The organism is Butyrivibrio sp. FCS006 (assembly GCF_000424525.1).
GTDB lineage: Bacteria > Bacillota > Clostridia > Lachnospirales > Lachnospiraceae > Butyrivibrio.
In genome coordinates, this window is the sequence record NZ_KE384204.1 from 608,346 (window position 1) to 626,179 (window position 17,834).

Genomic DNA, 17,834 nt, shown 5'->3' on the forward strand with positions numbered 1-17,834 from the left:
GGAGAGAGCAGGTTTTTTGAGAAGAGAAAGAGAAGAGTCCTATATTGATTACAGCATGATATTCATCATACTGTTTCTTTTGGCGTTTGGACTTATCATGCTCTATTCAACCAGTTCGTACGAGGCAAATCTCGACTACGGAGATTCAGCTTACTATTTCAAGCACCAGCTGATTCCATCAATCCTTGGACTTGTCGGCATGGTTGTGCTGTCCTACATTCCTTACAGGATATACGCAAGACTTGCAATGCCAATCTATATTGCTGCAGCTGCTCTTTTGGTGGCAATCATTCCTTTTGGTAAGACCATCAACGGCGCCAAGAGATGGATCATCATCGCAGGAGTATCGATCCAGCCGGCGGAGGTTGCCAAGGTTGCGGCCATTATCTTTACCGCGACCATGATCATCAAGCTGAAAAAGAATCTTACCACACTTAAAGGCTTTGGAATCGCTCTGATGTTTCCGGCCGTTCTTGCCGGAATGGTTTATATCATCACAAGAAACTTAAGTTCTGCCATTATCATCATGGGAATCACTGTAGTAATGCTGTTTATCTCAACTCCCGGCTATCGTATGTATATTATTGTTGCAGTCGGAGTTTTAGCATTCGCAGCTGCGCTGGTTGTTATAATAGCCAATTCCAACCAGACCAGCGGTATGAACTACCGTTTTGAACGTGTTCTTGCATGGCTTGATCCTCAGGCTCATGCTTCCGGAAAAGGTTTCCAGACCCTGCAGGCTCTTTATGCCATCGGCAGCGGCGGTATTTTCGGAAAAGGCCTTGGTGAGAGTATGCAGAAGATGGGATTTATCCCCGAGGCGCAGAATGATATGATCTTTTCCATCATCTGTGAGGAACTGGGCCTCTTTGGAGCAATAGCCGTAATGCTTATGTTCCTTCTCCTTATCTGGAGACTTATGGTGGTTGCCAATAATGCACCGGACATGTTTGGAGCACTCCTTGTTATCGGAGTTATGGGGCATATTGCGATCCAGGTTATCCTTAACATCGCCGTTGTAACCAATACGATACCAAATACAGGAATTACACTGCCTTTCATCAGTTACGGAGGATCTGCTGTTATCATCCAGCTGGCGGAGATCGGAATTGCGCTGAATGTAGCAAGAAATATAGGCAGAGACTGATAGAAATATGGCTAAGAAGAAAAGAAGAGTAAAAAAGAGGCGTATTGAATACAGACCATCGCTCAGGGAGAGAATGGAAGATTTTCATCCCCTAAGGGATTTTCACCCTCTCAGGGACTTTCATCCTGTAAGAAGTATCTTCAGAGCATTAAGGCTTCATAAGAGTCTGTATGTCATTGCGATAATACTACTGGTTTTGCTGATTGCCGGCGGTATTGCCTATAAGTATATAAACGATAATTATACCGTTACCAACATATATGTTACGGGAAACACTCATTACACCAACGATGAGATCATTGATATGGTCCTGGATGACAAGCCAAGCCATAATTCATTGTTTTTGTCACTTAAATACAGGGACAAGAGCATTGAGAACATCCCTTTCATAGAAAAAGTGGATGTGGATATCGTTTCCAAGGACACCATCAGGATCAATGTCTACGAGAAGGCCATTGCAGGCTATTTTGCCCATCTTGGAAGATATATGTACTTTGACAGGGACGGAATAGTGGTTGAGAGCTCCTATGAGACCTCTGATGAAGTTCCACAGGTAATGGGACTTAAGTTTGACTACATTATCATGTATGAGAAGCTTCCTACACCGAATGAAGAGATATTTGAGGAGATTCTTGATATAACACAGCTTCTTTCCAAGTACAACTTAAAGGCTGACAGGATCTTCTTTGACAGTGAATATAACGTGTACCTTTATTTCGACAATGTTGAGGTCAGTCTGGGCACCAGAGACTTCATTGACGAGAAAATTATCCAACTTCAATACATTTTACCTGAGCTCGAAGGAAAAAATGGTATTTTGGAAATGAAAGATTTTGACGACGGTACAAAAAACATCACTTTTGAAGAGAAAAATCAATAAATTGTAGATAAATATAGAGAAAATTTTATATAAAAAAACGGGTTGATAATTGGTTTAAAAAATTATATCATAGCTATTAGGAGTCTATGAGGTAGATGAAGGAGGAGTTGTTTTGCTGGAGATTAAGTCTAACGAAGCAGAAAATGCCTGCAAGATAATCGTCGTTGGGGTTGGCGGTGCAGGAAATAATGCTGTTAATAGAATGGTAGATGAAAATATTACCGGTGTTGAATTTATCGGTATAAATACAGATAAACAGGCGCTTCAGCTCTGCAAGGCACCTAAGCTTTTGCAGATTGGTGAGAAGCTCACCAAAGGACTTGGAGCAGGCGCTAAGCCTGAGATTGGTCAGAAGGCAGCTGAAGAGAGTGCAGAAGAGATTTCTGCAGCACTTAAGGGAGCAGATATGGTATTTGTCACCTGTGGTATGGGTGGCGGAACAGGTACCGGAGCAGCTCCTGTTGTAGCCAAGCTTGCTAAGGACATGGGAATCCTTACAGTAGGCGTAGTAACCAAGCCTTTCAGTTTCGAGGCTCGTGTTCGTATGCAGAATGCTATGCTTGGTATTTCCAATATAAGAACAAACGTAGATACACTTATCGTTATCCCTAATGATAAGCTTCTTCAGATTGTTGACAGACGTACTACAATGCCTGATGCACTTAAGAAGGCTGATGAAGTTCTTCAGCAGGCAGTACAGGGAATCACTGATCTTATCAATGTTCCTGCAGTTATCAATCTTGACTTTGCTGATGTATCTACAGTCATGAAGGATAAGGGTATTGCCCACATCGGTATCGGTAGCGGAAAGGGCGATGACAAGGCAACAGACGCTGTTAAGATGGCTGTTGAGTCACCACTTCTTGAGACAAAGGTTAACGGCGCTACAGATGTTATCATAAATATCTCCGGTGATATCACTCTTACAGATGCATCCGATGCATCAGAGTATGTTCGTCAGCTTGCAGGAGATAATGTGAATGTTATCTTCGGTGCTATGTATGACGAGAGCAAGACAGATACATGTACCGTAACAGTTATTGCTACAGGTATTGAGGATAAGATCAACAACACTAACAACCAGGCAGTAGTTGAGGCTCAGAATGCAGCAGCTAAGGCGGCACAGACAGTAGCTACACAGACAAGTACTGCTACAGTAACACCTACAGTTCAGCCTGTTGTTACTCCTATCACTCCTGTACAGCCTACAATCACACCTATTGGAACACCTGCTTCAGACAATCAGCCGGCTACATCATCAGCCACAAGACCTCTTTCACTGAACAGGCCTACCAATATCACAAGTACTGTAGAGCCTAAATCTCTCAAGATACCTGATTTCTTACAGAGAAAATAATGCAAAATGCGATGCCCTCTGCTTATGCAGAGGGCTTTTTTTCGCTTAATTGCAATATTGTGTGGAAATAAGCGGAAAACCATGCTACAATAATTTGTGGAGTGAAATAGTTTAAATACTATATACGGAGGGAAACTTATGAAATGCCCATTTTGTGGGAAAGACGACACAAGAGTAATTGATTCAAGGCCTGCAGACGAGAACACTTCCATCAGACGCAGAAGAGTGTGCGATTCATGTGGTAAGCGCTTCACAACTTATGAGAAGGTCGAAACTATTCCGCTTATCGTAATTAAGAAGGGCGATGTAAGAGAACCTTATGACCGCGCCAAGATTGAAGCCGGCGTATTCAGAGCATGCCATAAGAGACCTGTCAGCGCAGAGCAGATCACCAAGATTGTTGATGCTGTGGAGACAGAAGTATTTAATATGGAGCAGAAGGAGATTCCCAGCCGTGCAATTGGTGAGATCGTTATGGACAAGATGAAGAACCTCGATCCCGTTGCCTACGTTCGTTTCGCATCGGTTTACAGAGAGTTTAAGGATGTCAACACCTTCATGGACGAACTCAAGACTGTCCTCAAGAAGGAAGCAGAAGGCACCATCACCGACACCACAGACAAGAACACTCCACTTCTCAAAGATCACTGATCTTTACGCCCCGAGGTTTCTCGGGGCTTTTTTATTCCTTGACTTTTGGGGACATGGGCTTTATATTGTAGAATGTGATATGGATAAGTGCCATATCTCGTAATTAAATATCGAGGAGGATTATGAACATGATGAGAAAAAGCTTTAGAAAGGTTAGCGTAAGCTTTTTGCTGATCGTGCTCACAACGCTGACTATTGCATTGAGCGGATGCTCAAGCGACAAGGCAGGAGATGATTCTTCTAAGATTACAATCGGAATACCTCAGGACATTGACAGTCTTGACCCCCATTATGCAACAGGGGCAGGAACTAAAGAGGTGCTTTTCAACGTATTCGAAGGTTTAGTCAAACCTGACGAAAATGGTAATCTTAACCCTGCTGTAGCCAGCCAGTACACGATCTCAGATGACAACAAGACTTACACTTTCACCTTGAGAGACGGAATTAAGTTCCACGACGGAAACGCAGTTACAGTAGAGGATATCAAATATTCTTTGGAACGTAACATGGGCGTTGACGGAAGTGAGCCCCTGATCTCTTCTTTTTCCAAGATCGCAAGCGTAAACATTGTTGATGACAAGACAGTAGAGGTTGTTTTGAATGAGGAGGATTCTGAGTTCTTGACTCAGCTCACAGTAGCTATTATCCCCGCATCAAACACAGACCCTGCTACAAGCTGCATTGGTACAGGACCATACAAGTATGTATCCAGCTCACCTCAGGAGAACTTTGTAGTTACAAGGTTTGATGATTATTGGGGAGACAAGGCGTTCATTAAGGACGTAACCTTCAAGATCGAGGCTAACTCAGATGCAGTTGTTATGGATCTTAAGGGCGGTTCAATCGATATGTATGCCCGTATCACCAGCACACAGGTTTCACAGCTCGATGATCAGTTTGAGATCTACGAGGGAACCATGAACCTGGTACAGGCTATGTATATCAACAATGCCGAGAAGCCTTTTGATGACGTAAGAGTTCGTCAGGCTCTCTGCTACGCAATTAACCCTCAGGAGATCATGGATTACGTATCTGATGGAGCAGGCACAGAGATCGGAAGTGCTATGTTCCCTTCATTTACCAAGTACTTCATGCCTGAGCTTAATGACACTTACAACACAGACACAGCTAAGGCAAAAGAGCTTTTGGCAGAGGCCGGATATCCCGACGGATTTGAGTTTACTATCACAGTGCCTTCAAACTACACACAGCACGTAGATACAGCTCAGGTTATTTCAGAGGAGCTCAAGGCAATCGGTGTTACAGCAAACATTCAGGAAGTTGAGTGGAACACATGGCTTTCAGATGTTTACTCAGACAGAAAGTATCAGGCAACAGTAGTCGGAGTTGATGCTTCAACACTTTCAGCATCATCACTTCTTGCAAGATATGCATCAGATGCAGGAAGAAACTTTGTAAACTTTAACAGCCCTGCATATGATGAGGCTTATGCAAATGCACAGAGCACATCAGATGACGCAGCAAAGACAGAGTACTACAAGGAATGTGAGAAGATCCTTTCTGAGGAAGCAGCAAGCGTATATATTCAGGACCTTCCTGAGTTTGTTGCTCTGAACAAGAAGTACACAGGATATGTATTTTATCCTCTTTATGTACAGGACATTAGCAAGATCAAACTTGCAGATCAGTAATATATAGGTTTTAAAGACTTAGATAGGCGAGGAACGCATATGAAATACATCATTAAAAAGCTAGGAATGATGATAGTTACTTTATTGGTGGTATCTATATGTGTTTTCCTCGCCTTTAATGTTATTCCGGGAGATCCGGCCCTGAGGATGCTGGGCACGGAGGCATCTCCCGAGCTTGTTGAACAGACAAGACAGCAGATGGGACTAAACGATCCGCTGCTTGTAAGATACGGTAGATGGTTTGTTTCTTTTATTCAGGGGGATTTTGGTACCTCCTATAACTACAAGGTGCCGGTTAAGGGCATGATCATCAGTAAGATCCCGATTACCCTTACCATGGCGATAATTGCATTCTTGTTAACGATTTTGATATCAATTCCACTGGGGATATTTACGGCGAAGCATGAAAATGGTGTCCTTGACAGGATCATCATTGTTATAAACCAGGTCATCATGGCTATTCCGCCGTTCTTTTCAGGAATACTCATAACCTTTATCTTTGGTATGATATTCAGACTCTTTACCCCCGGAGGTTTCGTTTCATATACAGCTAATTTCGGTAAATTCCTGCAATATCTCTTTTTTCCGTCTCTTGCCATAGCGCTTCCCAAGATATCCATGACGGTCAAGATGCTAAGGGGCAGCCTTATCGATGAGGCAGGCAAGGACTACGCCAGAACTGCTTACAGCAGAGGAAATGCAACCAACGGTGTTTTATACAGACATGTCCTTAAAAATGCCATGATACCGGTTATTACGTTCCTTGGCATGGCGCTGGCTGACATGGTTGCAGGAAGTATTGTAATAGAGCAGGTTTTCAGTATCCCGGGCATCAGCAGGATACTGCTTACAAGTATCAGCAACAGGGATTACCCGGTTGTAGAGGCAATCATCATGGGTATTGCCATTATTGTACTTTTGGTCAACTTCCTGGTGGATGTTATCTACCGCATTGTTGATCCAAGGATAGGTCTTGAGGATGAGTAAGGCAAAGAAAGAGCTAAAGAAAAATTTCAAAAATAATCCGTACCTGCTTTTGGGAACAGTTATCACCGGAATCATTGTTCTTGTGATACTTCTTGGTGTGTTCTGGACTCCTTATAATCCGACCACCATGAATTCCGCAGAAAAGCTCCAGGGTATTTCACTCAGGCACCCTATGGGTACGGATAATATGGGCAGGGATGTCCTTAGCCGTGTCATGTACGGAAGCAGAATCACACTTCTTATAGCGATAGGAACAGTGGCTATTGGCTCTGTTGTAGGCACCATTATAGGCGCTCTTACCGGGTATTTCGGAGGAATGTTTGATGAGGTTACCATGAGGATCATCGACGCTCTTTTTGCCTTTCCAAGCATTCTTTTGGCACTGGTGATTGTCAGCGTTTTTGGAACCGGATGGCTGCAGCTTCTTATATCGCTGGGAATAGCCTTTGTGCCCAGTTACGCCAGAATTGTCAGAGGAGAGGTCCTTCGCTGCAGAAACATGGATTATGTTGAGAATGCAAGACTGCAGGGCGTCTCCAATCTCAGAATGATATTTGTCCATATTCTGCCCAATATAAAGGGCGTTATGGCTTCTTCAATAATGATAGGCTTTAATAATGCAGTGCTGGCTGAGGCAGGACTTAGCTATCTGGGAGTCGGTTCCCAGCCTCCATATGCAAGTCTTGGTAAGATGCTCTCAGATGCTCAGCAGTACATGTTCACTACACCCAGCTACGTTCTGTGTCCCGGTATTGTGATTGTTCTTATGGTTCTGGGATTTGCGTTTCTAGGAGAGGGAATCAGCAGATGGAAATAATACTTGATGTAACCGATCTTCATATAGAATTTCATGACCATGAATCCCCGGAAGTGGCTGTTGAGGACTTTGACCTTATGCTCGGAAAGGGCGAGATTGTGGGAATAGTAGGCGAGTCCGGAAGCGGTAAGAGCATGAGTGCTCTGGCTATTGCAGGACTTCTTAACAGAAAGAGCCTTACAAAGAGCGGAAGGATCATGTTTGACGGCAATGACCTTTTGACCTGTGACAGAAAGACGCTCCGTTCCTACCAGGGGGATGAGATATCCATCATTTTCCAGGAGCCCATGACCAGCTTAAACCCTGTTAAGAGGATAGGCTGGCAGGTGGAGGAACCTCTTTATATCCACCATCCCGAGGTTTCAAAGGAAGAGAGAAAAAACAGGGCAATTGAGATGTTAAGAGCAGTAGGTCTTGATAATGCCGAGGATGTTTACTATATGTACCCACATGAGCTTTCGGGCGGAATGAGACAGAGGGTCATGATAGCTGCAGCCATGATCGGCAATCCCAAGATCCTTATAGCGGATGAGCCGACCACAGCCCTTGATGTTACGGTACAGGCGCAGATTGTGGAACTCCTTAAAAAGCTCAACAAGGAAATGGGAACTTCAATTGTCTTTATATCCCATGACCTCAGCCTTGTTAATCAGATTTGTCAGAGAGTAATAGTAATGCAGAAGGGAAATATCGTTGAGTCCGGCAAGACAGTAGATGTCTTTACAAGACCAAGAGATTCCTATACCAAGAAGCTTATTGCAGCAATACCAAAGATCGATCTAAACACAGACAGGTAATTTAAATGGATAGAGACGAGGTTTTAAGAGTAAGTAACCTGAATGTCTTTTACAAGAACAGGAAGCGAAAGCTCTTTTCCAAAAACAAAAAAATACAGGCTCTCCACGATGTCAGCGTATCCATGCAGGAGGGAGAGGTTCTTGCCATAGCAGGTGAGTCCGGAAGCGGTAAATCAACTCTTGCAAGGGCCATTGTCGGCATCAACAAGGACTATACCGGAGAAATCTGGCAGAAGTATAATAGTCCTCAGATGGTATTCCAGGATCCTTACAGTTCCCTTAATCCGGCCAAGAGGATCGGCTGGCTTTTGGAGGAACCCTTAAGAGTTGATAAGTCCAGACAGTGGACCAAGGAAGAGATTGCAGCAAGAGTTAAGGAAGTAATGGAGGATATCGAGCTTCCACTTAGTATGCTGGACAGATTTCCTGCTCAGCTCTCAGGTGGTCAGAGGCAGAGAGTATGCATAGGTATGGCGCTTATGAGATCTCCCAAGCTCCTTATCGCAGATGAGCCGGTTTCAGCTCTTGATGTTACTATTCAGGCACAGATACTTGAGCTATTGGAGAATCTTCATAAAAAGCACGGAATATCCATTATCTTCATATCTCATGACCTGCGAGTCGTCTATAAGATCAGCGACCACGTAATGATCATGAAGGACGGCAGAGTGGTGGAATATGGCGAAACAAAGCAGCTCTATCGCAGTCCACAGGCCGATTATACGAAACAGCTTTTAAAAGCTGCTGGGATTGCCTAAATTTTTATGTTAAAATAGGTTAAGTTTTTGGGGAACATGTCCGATATATTCATTGATAAGACATGGCTGTTTTTTAAAAAGGTTGAAAGGAGGCGTATACTATGGCATTAAATATTGGTTCATTTACATCCGGCTATAATGCATATAATATTCCCTCTGTCAAAGATAATCCCCAGGTAGCACCACAGCCTGAACTCCAGCCACAGTCCAAACAGGCTCAGCAGGAGAAGGAACAGGAGAAAAAGGGACTTGACCTCACTGTCGAGGTTCCCGCCAGAGAAAACGCTTCTATTGAGAACGTAGCAATCTCCTTTGGACAGTATGACAGCTCTTCACTTGATATATATGGCGATATGGGACTTGCATCAAGAGATATGAAGAATGCAATCTCAGGAATGCAGAAGGACCGCATCCTTCACGAGTACCAGTACTTTGTAGGAGGCAAGGACCTCACAGGCAAGCCGAGCAACATCATAGCCGGAACAGAAGATGGTATCGTAATAAAGCTTTGATAATTAGTCAGATTATTCCCCGTCACATTAGTGGCGGGGATTTTTTTGAGAAATAATACATCTATAAAAAGTTATTAGTGGTAAAATGAAATTTGGTATGTTAGGGGAAAAGATTAAAAAGCATAAATTAAATATCTACCACGCTGTTATCTCAGCTGCCTGTATTTTGGCGATGTACCTGGGGGTTTTGGTGGTTTGTTCGATAACTCCCTTTGGGGAAAAGACATTCCTTATGTTTGATCTCAAACGCCAGTATGTGGATTACTATGCCTATCTGCGGACAGTGTATGCGGGAGAGAACAGTGTTTTTTATTCGTTTAACGCAGCACTGGGCTCTGGAACACTGGGCTTTTTTGCGTATTATCTATCGAGCCCGTTTCTTCTTATTCTGTCCCTTTTTGACAGAAGCGTAATACCGCTGGGGATTACAGTAGTCATCGGGCTAAAGCTCATCCTGGCCGCTTTTATAATGGATCTATTCCTTCAGAGATTTATCGATGAGGTTACAGGTATTTTGCCAACTGACACAGGTAACATAGCAGTATACTGCGGAGCTGTTTCCTGGGCTTTTTCGGGATTTCTTTTCGCTCACAGCATGAACATGATGTGGATAGATGTAGTAATGCTTCTGCCACTTTATATCTGGAGTCTGGAGAGGCTCTTTAGGGAAGGCCGAAAGCTTCCATACATAGTTACGCTTTTCTTCATGCTGCTTCTCAACTATTACATCACCTATCAGGTGCTTTTCTTTACCGTATTCTGGACCATAGCCGATCTGGTGGTAAGAAAAGAAAAACACCCATTTGTTCAGATAGGAAGGCTTATTTATTCTGCAGTGATATCAGCTCTGTGCTCAGCTGTCATCATGGTTCCGACTTTTCTGGAGCTCATGGACAGCCCCAAGGATGTGACGCTCCTGGGAATGAAACTCACCGGCAAAAGGTTAAGTCTTTTGGATGTTTTTTCAAAGCTTCCCACTTTATCCTATGATTACCTCGAAGCCAGATTCGGATATCCTCAGCTTTTCTGCGGAGTGCTGGCGGTTTTCCTTATACTTTTGTATTTTGCCTGTAAAGAGATCCCCATGAGGGAAAAAATGGGCTTTTTGGCGCTCTTTATTGTCTTTGCTGCATCTTTCGGCATAGATATCCTGAACGTAATATGGCATGCAGGAATGGAGCCATCAGGTCATCCCTACAGACAGGCTTTTATCTGTGTTTTTATAATGATCATCTGCAGCTGCAGGGCATTTTCTTTCTTGGGAAAAGAGCTTTCGCCGGTCAAGGTGCTTGCAGCAGGCGCTGTTTTGCTTGTATTCCTTGTGCTTTTAAGAAAAGAAAACTACGACCATATTACAGACCTTACGTGGCATGTAAACCTTGGAATTACAGCTGTTTATACAATAGTTTTGATGTCTCTGACTTTTGCATATTTGAAAAGAAAAGAAGTATTGGTACAATTGCTTGCTTTATCGCTTCTTCTAATAAACATAGCAGACCTTTCGGCAAATGCGGTACATACTTATAACTTGCAGTCCCTTAAATGTGATACTGCGGCGGAATATAAAGAAGTTATATCAAGGACACAGGATGCTGTGGAAGCCGTTAAGAACCTCGAAGATGACAACATTCTTTACAGAATGGAAAATCTTAATCCCAGAGAGCAAAACGATGCATTTCAGTACAATTACTACGGTGTTACCCAGTACAGCTCCGCGGGACTTGTATATGTGAGATATTTCCTTCAAAGACTTGGATTTAACGATGACGGGCTGTACACTCATTACGGCCATGACAACACCAAGACAATGGATTCACTTCTTGGTATCAAGTATGTATTTACAGATGGCTCTTATCCGGCCCATCCTGATTACGAGCTTACCGTGGATGACAAGGAGAAGGCCTACAGGAATCCATTTGCTCTTTCTGCGGCTGTATCCACGAATGGATTTGATATCTCAGACATCTGCGATCCTGATAACAATGATCCCGAGGCTTCCATGGTACATGTTCCCAAGAAGGATCCGTTTAAGCTTCAGGAGGATATATACTCAAGACTTTTGGGAAAAGAGATATCTATTTTTACACCGGCAGTAGTTAAGAAGAGCGATATGTATATCGCTGGAGGAAAACGAAGCTTTGATTTTAATGTCAGAGCTGCTAAGGACGGAGAACTCTATTTTTATCTGGATGAGCTTATAGGTGCGCGCGAGGGCCTTTCTGTTTTTGTTAATGATGAGTTTTTGACCACTTATGGAAATGCCTCCTGTGTAAAGATATTAAACCTGGGTTACCACAAGACCGGCGAGGAGATCAAGCTGACTGTCCAGGCTGAGAAAGAAGATAAAAACTTTGGAAGTGCTATATTTGTCACAGAAGATACAGCTGCGCTAAAAGCTGCATACAATGAGCTTTCGGTAAGAGGGTGCGATGTTAAGATAAAACCCTTTAAGAATGAGATGACTATTACAGTTCCTGATGGAGCTGATGGCCTTTTTCTCACAGTGCCCTACGAGAGTAACTGGAAGATTACAGCAAATGGTAAAAAAACACAGGCTCTTGCTGTGTATGATTCTCTCACCTATATTCCTGTTGATGATTCATTTGGTGAAGGTGACGTTACTATCAGGATGAAATACGTATCATCAGGACTATGGTTTGGGGTGGTGCTTAGCATAATTGGGGTGTTTCTACTTATATATGTGGAAATATCAGAGAGAAAGAAAGCAAAGTGAAAATCACATAAGAAAACCACCTGCCGATGCAGGTGGTATTTTTTTGGGAGGAGGGGTTGTCTAGTGGGGAACCAGACAACCCGTGTATGAAAAAAAGTATTGTTGGGGGTTCAGAAGTTGTTTCCTTCTGATGAGATTATAATAACGGGTAAATTTTGCCAAATTATGTCAGAACTCTAAAAGAAATATAACGTAAAATTAAAACAAAAATAAACGTATTTTCTTTTCAATTTATGATCGCAAATGGCGTAATAATGTTTCATTTTGCCCTAAAACAAGCCATTTTTGGTATTCCATTTTTATGGACTGTGAAATAGTATTATGGTAGATGGGAGTAGTTTATTTTTGTTTCACAAGAAGGAGGCACTATGAGTAGCATATCAGCAATTTCAGGTTACAGTAACTACTCAGCGTATTCCGTCATTTCAAACGGTGGCCAGATTTCAAAGGCTTCTCAGGGAGCATCTGAACTTGCTATGCAGGAAAAGACAGATACTCAGGTAAGAGGACTTGAAGTAGGCAGAGAAAATCTCGAATCTGCAAGATCTGTCCTCAACATTGAAGACGGAGCCATGGAAGGTATTACCGATTATCTTCAGAATATTAAGGAACTTTCAGTTAAAGCAATGAACGGTACTTTATCTGATGATGATAAGGAGTCAATTCAGTCTCAGGTAAAGCAGTATCTGCAGGGCATAAATGACACGGTCAATCAGGCAAAATACAATGAGAAGAATCTGCTCAGCGGAAACGCAGGAGATCTTAAGGTAGCAACCGATTCAAACGGCTCACTGGTAAATGTTTCTACTTACAACAGCACTACCAAGGCTCTTGGCATCGATGACTACGATGTTACCAAGGACGGCTTTGATATGAGCAAGATAGACAAAGCACTTGAGGCTGTTACCAGGAACAGATCAAATGCCGGAGCTCAGACTAACGGAGTAGAACATGCTCTTACCTACAATTCTCACGCAGCTATGGAGCTCAACGGATATCAGATGGACAAGGAAGAAGACAATTCCATGAGAGCTGTTATAGAAGCTAAGCAAAAAGAGCTCATGGATACCTATCAGAATACACTTCTGGCGCAGAAGATGAGAGATGATGAGCAGAAAGCCATGAACATCTTCGCGTAATCCTGATAAAGATTATTTGATGAAAATGTCCGCCCCACAAAGACAAGTGTCTTTTGGGGCGGTTTTCTTGATATATATTAATCAGTTGTAGCGATTTTAAGGTCAAATACTTGACATAAAGTAATATAAATTCTACACTAAACAAGGCTTGCACGTTTTGTTTTAGAAGCGTGTTAAATAGGAGATTTATCTTCAGTGCAATGACGTACGGGCAAGTATGTGATTGCATTTATTTTGTCATAATTTAGCGATTTAGCACGTTGAAGTTGCAACGCTTTGTGGGGATAAAAATTCTATGTGCCGGCAATACTATTATTAACAGGTTGGAGATGCTATGAATACTAAGACACTAATGTACATTGTAAAGAGAATCCTGCTTGCAATAGTTACAGTTTGGGTAGTTATCACTGTTACCTTCTTTGTAATGCATGCAGTTCCCGGTGGTCCATTCATCGGTGAGAAGGCCGTAAGTGAATCGGTCATGAAGGCTATGGAAGCCAAGTACGGACTGGATAAGCCCCTTGGAGTTCAGTACCTTACATATCTTTCTGATGTAGTAACCAAATTCGATTTTGGACCATCACTTAAGCAGAAGGGTAGAAGCGTTAACGACATCATATTTGATGGAATGAAGACTTCTGCTAAGCTGGGTCTCATTGCTGCTTTGATTGCGCTTGCCAGCGGAGTAGTCCTTGGATCAGTCGCAGCGCTTCGCAGAAACAAGCTGATCGACAGGATCATCATGATCATTACAACTGCATTCGTATCTATGCCTTCATTTATCATGGGATCTCTTTTACTGATTGCTTTTGCAATAAATCTTAAGTGGTTCCCGGCAAACGGAGCATCCAAGAACGGACTTGTACTTCCCGTTCTTACGCTTTCCCTTTACCCAATGGCTTATATCACAAGGCTTACAAGATCCTCAATGCTTGAGGTTCTGGGTCAGGATTATATCAGAACCGCCAAGGCAAAGGGTGTGTCCGGTATGAAGATCATCTTTGGACATGCACTTAAGAATTCACTGATTCCGGTTATTACATATTTCGGACCAATGCTTGCAGGTATCGTTACAGGTTCCCTGGTCGTTGAGCAGATCTTTGCTGTTCCCGGAATAGGTAGGGCCTTCGTAAACAGTATCACAGGCCGTGACTATCCGCTTATCATGGGTACAACCATCGTGCTTGCAACACTAATCGTTATCATGAACCTTGTGGGCGACATCATGTACAAGGTTGTTGATCCGAGAATCACACTTGAGTAAGGAGAGTTAATATAATGGATATCAGTAAGTTAAGTGCACAGGTCAATATGGATGATTTCATTCCTGCGACCGACGAAGAAAAAGAATATATGGTGCAGATGCGTCCTTCATCTACATTCTTTAAGGACTCTGTAAAGAGACTCCGTAAGAATAAGGTAGCGACGGTTTGCTTCTTTATTATTATAATAATAGCTCTTGCAGCCATCTTTATCCCAATGTTCTGGCCCTATTCCTATGACAGCATGCTTGGTATGACACCCGGTAAGCCTGTTGATAACAGCTTCAAGGATCTTAGACCTTTCGAGTATGGTAAGTCAGAGCTTAAGAGAATAGAAGCCGGTGAGTCTGTTGTACCTCACATCTTCGGTACAGACTCTCAGGGACGTGACTACTTCATCCGTGTTGTATACGGAACACGTATTTCACTGGCAGTTGGTTTCTTTGCCAGCCTTATCGTACTTATTATCGGTATGACCATCGGTTCTGTGGCCGGTTATGCCGGAGGAGCCGTGGACCTTGTCATAATGCGAATAGTCGATATAATCTATTCGCTGCCCGATATGCTGATGGTTATCCTTTTATCATCGGTACTTAAGGTAGTAATGGAAGGAGCTCTGGACGGAACGGTCCTGGCCAAGATCGGTTCGAACATTATAAGTTTGTTCATAGTCTTTGGTGTACTGTACTGGGTATCAATGGCTAGACTTATAAGAGGACAGATATTATCACTGCGTGAGCAGGAATATGTACTTGCTGCCGAGGCTGCAGGTGCTAAGGGTAAATGGATCATCTTAAAGCACCTCATCCCTAACTGCTTCTCAGTAATCATTATTTCAACTGCACTTCAGATCCCAAGCGCTATCTTCACCGAGAGTTACCTTTCATTCCTCGGACTTGGTGTTAATGCGCCTATGCCATCACTTGGCTCACTTGCTTCTGATGCGCTGAACGGAATTTCATCTTATCCATACAGACTGATAATTCCCGCAATTGTTATTTCGCTGATAGTTCTTTCACTGAACCTCTTTGGTGATGGACTTCGCGACGCATTTGATCCTAAGCTGGATACTTAATTTGGAGGCAAGAATAATGAGATTATTAGAAGTAAGAGATCTGCATACCTCATTCTTTACTGATGCAGGTGAGGTAAAGGCAGTTAATGGTATATCTTTTAACCTGGACAGAGGTAAGGTCCTGGGAATCGTAGGAGAGTCAGGAAGTGGTAAGTCGGTTACTGCATATTCAATCATGCAGATCCTGGCTGGAACCGGTAAGATCGTATCCGGATCGATCAAGCTCGACGGACAGGAGCTTGTCGGTGCCGGCGAGAAAGTCATGAAGACAGTTCGTGGAAATAAGGTTTCAATCATTTTCCAGGATCCCATGACATCACTCAATCCTACTTATACAATCGGTCATCAGCTAATGGAGGCTATTCTGCTCCATACAGACAGAAATAAAGAACAGGCTCGTGAAAGAGCTATTGAGATGCTAAGGCTCGTTAACGTAAATGAGCCTGAAAAGAGAATGAATCAGTACCCACATGAGTTCTCAGGCGGTATGAGACAGCGTGTTATGATCGCTATGGCTCTTGCCTGCGAACCTGATATCCTTATTGCGGATGAGCCTACAACAGCTCTTGATGTTACTATTCAGGCACAGATCCTTGATCTTATGAAGTCACTTCAGGAAGAGCTTGGAATGGCTATCATCATGATCACTCACGACCTTGGTGTTGTAGCTCAGATGTGTGATGAGGTTATCGTTATGTACGCAGGCTCAATCTGCGAGCAGGGAACAGCTGATGAGATTTTCTACAATCCTTGTCACGAGTATACAAAGGGACTTCTTCGTTCTATCCCTACAGAGGGCAATGACGGTGAGAAGCTTGAGCCTATCACAGGAACTCCTATCGACCTTCTGAATATGCCTAAGGGATGTCCTTTTGCACCAAGATGCGATAATGCCATGAAGATCTGCCTTCGCGAGAGAGCAGAGCGTATGCAGATTAATGACGATCATGCGGCAGGCTGCTGGATGAATGTTAAAAAGCAGATGGAAGGCGGTGAAAAAGCATGAGCGAGAATAAGAACCTTGTTGAAATAAAGCACCTTAAGGAATACTTCAATGTAAACGTAGGATTCTTTAAGAGCAAACCACTTAAGGCAGTTGACGATGTGTCTTTTACCATCAAAAAAGGTGAGACACTTGGACTTGTTGGTGAGTCAGGCTGTGGTAAGACAACAGTAGGACGTACCATCTTAAACCTCTATAAGCCCACTGACGGAGAGATCTGGTACGATGGCAAGCTTATAAAGACCAAAGAAGACATTCATGAGTTCAGAAAGAAAGCCACCATGGTTTTCCAGGATCCTTATTCATCACTGAACCCAAGAATGACAGTATCCGATATTATCGGTGAGCCTCTGGATGTGCATAACCTCTGCAGCTCTAAAGAGGAGAGAAGAGAGAGAATCCTTGAGCTCATGAATTACGTAGGACTTAACTCAGAGCATGCATCAAGATATGCTCACGAGTTCTCCGGCGGACAGAGACAGCGTATCGGTATCGCAAGAGCACTTGCAGTTAACCCTGAATTTATCGTCTGTGACGAGCCTGTATCTGCGCTTGACGTTTCAATTCAGGCTCAGGTTATCAATATGTTTGACGAACTCCAGGATAAGCTTGGGCTTACATATCTGTTTATCGCCCATGACCTTCTGGTTGTAAGACATATCAGTGACAGAATTGCTGTTATGTACCTTGGTAAGATGGTTGAGCTTGCTGATGCAAATGAAATCTATGACAATCCTATGCATCCTTACAGTAAGTCACTTATATCATCAGTACCTATTCCGGATCCTAAGATCGCTAGAGCTAACAAGCGTATTGTCCTCTCAGGTGATATACCAAGTCCTCTTAATGCTCCTTCAGGATGTCCTTTCAGAACCAGATGTCCTTATGCTGATGAGGCTTGTGCTGCTTCAATGCCTGAGTTTAAAGAGGTTAGCAGCGGACACTTTGTTGCTTGTCATCATATTGAAGACGTATCAAAGATCCAGAACAAGATTGTGCTAAATTAAATTTTATTTTAAGAAGTGCACAATATATGGTAAAATGGTAAAGAATATGGTGAATG

At 43.0% G+C, this 17,834-nt stretch carries 16 protein-coding genes; all 16 read left to right on the forward strand.

From position 1 onward, the window contains the following. Positions 1-16 precede the first annotated feature (16 nt). Positions 17-1,147 (forward strand): FtsW/RodA/SpoVE family cell cycle protein, encoded by a 1,131-nt coding sequence (locus G633_RS0114015; RefSeq protein ID WP_026520312.1) that lies wholly within the window; start codon positions 17-19, stop codon positions 1,145-1,147. A 7-nt stretch (positions 1,148-1,154) separates the two neighbouring features. Then, entirely contained in the window at positions 1,155-2,027 is an 873-nt protein-coding gene (locus G633_RS0114020; protein WP_022768965.1) for a cell division protein FtsQ/DivIB, read from the forward strand. Between the two features lie 112 nt (positions 2,028-2,139). Continuing rightward, positions 2,140-3,384: a cell division protein FtsZ gene (ftsZ, locus tag G633_RS0114025; protein ID WP_026520313.1), complete on the forward strand. Its 1,245-nt coding sequence runs from the start codon at positions 2,140-2,142 to the stop codon at positions 3,382-3,384. Between the two features lie 138 nt (positions 3,385-3,522). Then, the gene (gene nrdR, locus G633_RS0114030) at positions 3,523-4,035 is read left to right on the forward strand and encodes a transcriptional regulator NrdR (protein ID WP_022765473.1); all 513 of its coding nucleotides are present in this window, start codon (positions 3,523-3,525) and stop codon (positions 4,033-4,035) included. A 128-nt stretch (positions 4,036-4,163) separates the two neighbouring features. Further along, positions 4,164-5,687 carry an ABC transporter substrate-binding protein gene (locus tag G633_RS0114035; RefSeq protein WP_026520314.1) on the forward strand — a complete coding sequence of 508 codons (1,524 nt, stop codon included), beginning with the start codon at positions 4,164-4,166 and terminating at the stop codon, positions 5,685-5,687. 39 nt (positions 5,688-5,726) lie between these two features. Beyond that, positions 5,727-6,674, forward strand: coding sequence for an ABC transporter permease (locus tag G633_RS0114040; RefSeq protein ID WP_022768969.1), 948 nt, complete (start codon positions 5,727-5,729; stop codon positions 6,672-6,674). After that, positions 6,667-7,491 carry an ABC transporter permease gene (locus G633_RS0114045; protein ID WP_022768971.1) on the forward strand — a complete coding sequence of 275 codons (825 nt, stop codon included), beginning with the start codon at positions 6,667-6,669 and terminating at the stop codon, positions 7,489-7,491. Before G633_RS0114040 ends, G633_RS0114045 begins: the two co-directional genes overlap by 8 nt. Continuing rightward, a complete protein-coding gene (locus G633_RS18580; RefSeq protein ID WP_051200233.1) occupies positions 7,482-8,288 on the forward strand; it encodes an ABC transporter ATP-binding protein in 807 nt (268 codons plus the stop codon). The genes G633_RS0114045 and G633_RS18580 overlap by 10 nt, the downstream gene beginning before the upstream one ends. Positions 8,289-8,293: 5 nt before the next feature. Then, positions 8,294-9,046: an ABC transporter ATP-binding protein gene (locus G633_RS0114055; protein WP_026520315.1), complete on the forward strand. Its 753-nt coding sequence runs from the start codon at positions 8,294-8,296 to the stop codon at positions 9,044-9,046. A gap of 101 nt (positions 9,047-9,147) precedes the next feature. After that, entirely contained in the window at positions 9,148-9,558 is a 411-nt protein-coding gene (locus G633_RS0114060; RefSeq protein WP_022768972.1) for a hypothetical protein, read from the forward strand. A 97-nt stretch (positions 9,559-9,655) separates the two neighbouring features. Beyond that, positions 9,656-12,292 carry a YfhO family protein gene (locus G633_RS0114065; protein ID WP_196804272.1) on the forward strand — a complete coding sequence of 879 codons (2,637 nt, stop codon included), beginning with the start codon at positions 9,656-9,658 and terminating at the stop codon, positions 12,290-12,292. A 368-nt stretch (positions 12,293-12,660) separates the two neighbouring features. Further along, on the forward strand, positions 12,661-13,431 hold the full coding sequence (locus tag G633_RS0114070) for a flagellin (RefSeq protein WP_026520317.1): 771 nt from the start codon (positions 12,661-12,663) through the stop codon (positions 13,429-13,431). A 334-nt stretch (positions 13,432-13,765) separates the two neighbouring features. Further along, entirely contained in the window at positions 13,766-14,695 is a 930-nt protein-coding gene (locus G633_RS0114075) for an ABC transporter permease (protein ID WP_022768976.1), read from the forward strand. A gap of 14 nt (positions 14,696-14,709) precedes the next feature. Further along, positions 14,710-15,768, forward strand: a complete 1,059-nt coding sequence (locus G633_RS0114080; RefSeq protein ID WP_026520318.1) for an ABC transporter permease — start codon at positions 14,710-14,712, stop codon at positions 15,766-15,768. 16 nt (positions 15,769-15,784) lie between these two features. Then, a complete protein-coding gene (locus G633_RS0114085) occupies positions 15,785-16,774 on the forward strand; it encodes an ABC transporter ATP-binding protein (protein ID WP_022768979.1) in 990 nt (329 codons plus the stop codon). Then, positions 16,771-17,778, forward strand: a complete 1,008-nt coding sequence (locus tag G633_RS0114090; protein WP_022768981.1) for an ABC transporter ATP-binding protein — start codon at positions 16,771-16,773, stop codon at positions 17,776-17,778. The genes G633_RS0114085 and G633_RS0114090 overlap by 4 nt, the downstream gene beginning before the upstream one ends. The last annotated feature ends 56 nt before the right edge of the window (positions 17,779-17,834 follow it).

Coding starts and splice junctions, on each gene's coding strand:
- G633_RS0114020 (WP_022768965.1), top strand. CDS start 1,155: ATGGCTAAGAAGAAAAGAAGAGTAAAAAAGAGGCGTATTGAATACAGA.
- nrdR (WP_022765473.1), top strand. CDS start 3,523: ATGAAATGCCCATTTTGTGGGAAAGACGACACAAGAGTAATTGATTCA.
- G633_RS0114035 (WP_026520314.1), top strand. CDS start 4,164: ATGATGAGAAAAAGCTTTAGAAAGGTTAGCGTAAGCTTTTTGCTGATC.
- G633_RS0114040 (WP_022768969.1), top strand. CDS start 5,727: ATGAAATACATCATTAAAAAGCTAGGAATGATGATAGTTACTTTATTG.
- G633_RS0114045 (WP_022768971.1), top strand. CDS start 6,667: ATGAGTAAGGCAAAGAAAGAGCTAAAGAAAAATTTCAAAAATAATCCG.
- G633_RS18580 (WP_051200233.1), top strand. CDS start 7,482: ATGGAAATAATACTTGATGTAACCGATCTTCATATAGAATTTCATGAC.
- G633_RS0114055 (WP_026520315.1), top strand. CDS start 8,294: ATGGATAGAGACGAGGTTTTAAGAGTAAGTAACCTGAATGTCTTTTAC.
- G633_RS0114060 (WP_022768972.1), top strand. CDS start 9,148: ATGGCATTAAATATTGGTTCATTTACATCCGGCTATAATGCATATAAT.
- G633_RS0114065 (WP_196804272.1), top strand. CDS start 9,656: ATGTTAGGGGAAAAGATTAAAAAGCATAAATTAAATATCTACCACGCT.
- G633_RS0114070 (WP_026520317.1), top strand. CDS start 12,661: ATGAGTAGCATATCAGCAATTTCAGGTTACAGTAACTACTCAGCGTAT.
- G633_RS0114075 (WP_022768976.1), top strand. CDS start 13,766: ATGAATACTAAGACACTAATGTACATTGTAAAGAGAATCCTGCTTGCA.
- G633_RS0114080 (WP_026520318.1), top strand. CDS start 14,710: ATGGATATCAGTAAGTTAAGTGCACAGGTCAATATGGATGATTTCATT.
- G633_RS0114085 (WP_022768979.1), top strand. CDS start 15,785: ATGAGATTATTAGAAGTAAGAGATCTGCATACCTCATTCTTTACTGAT.
- G633_RS0114090 (WP_022768981.1), top strand. CDS start 16,771: ATGAGCGAGAATAAGAACCTTGTTGAAATAAAGCACCTTAAGGAATAC.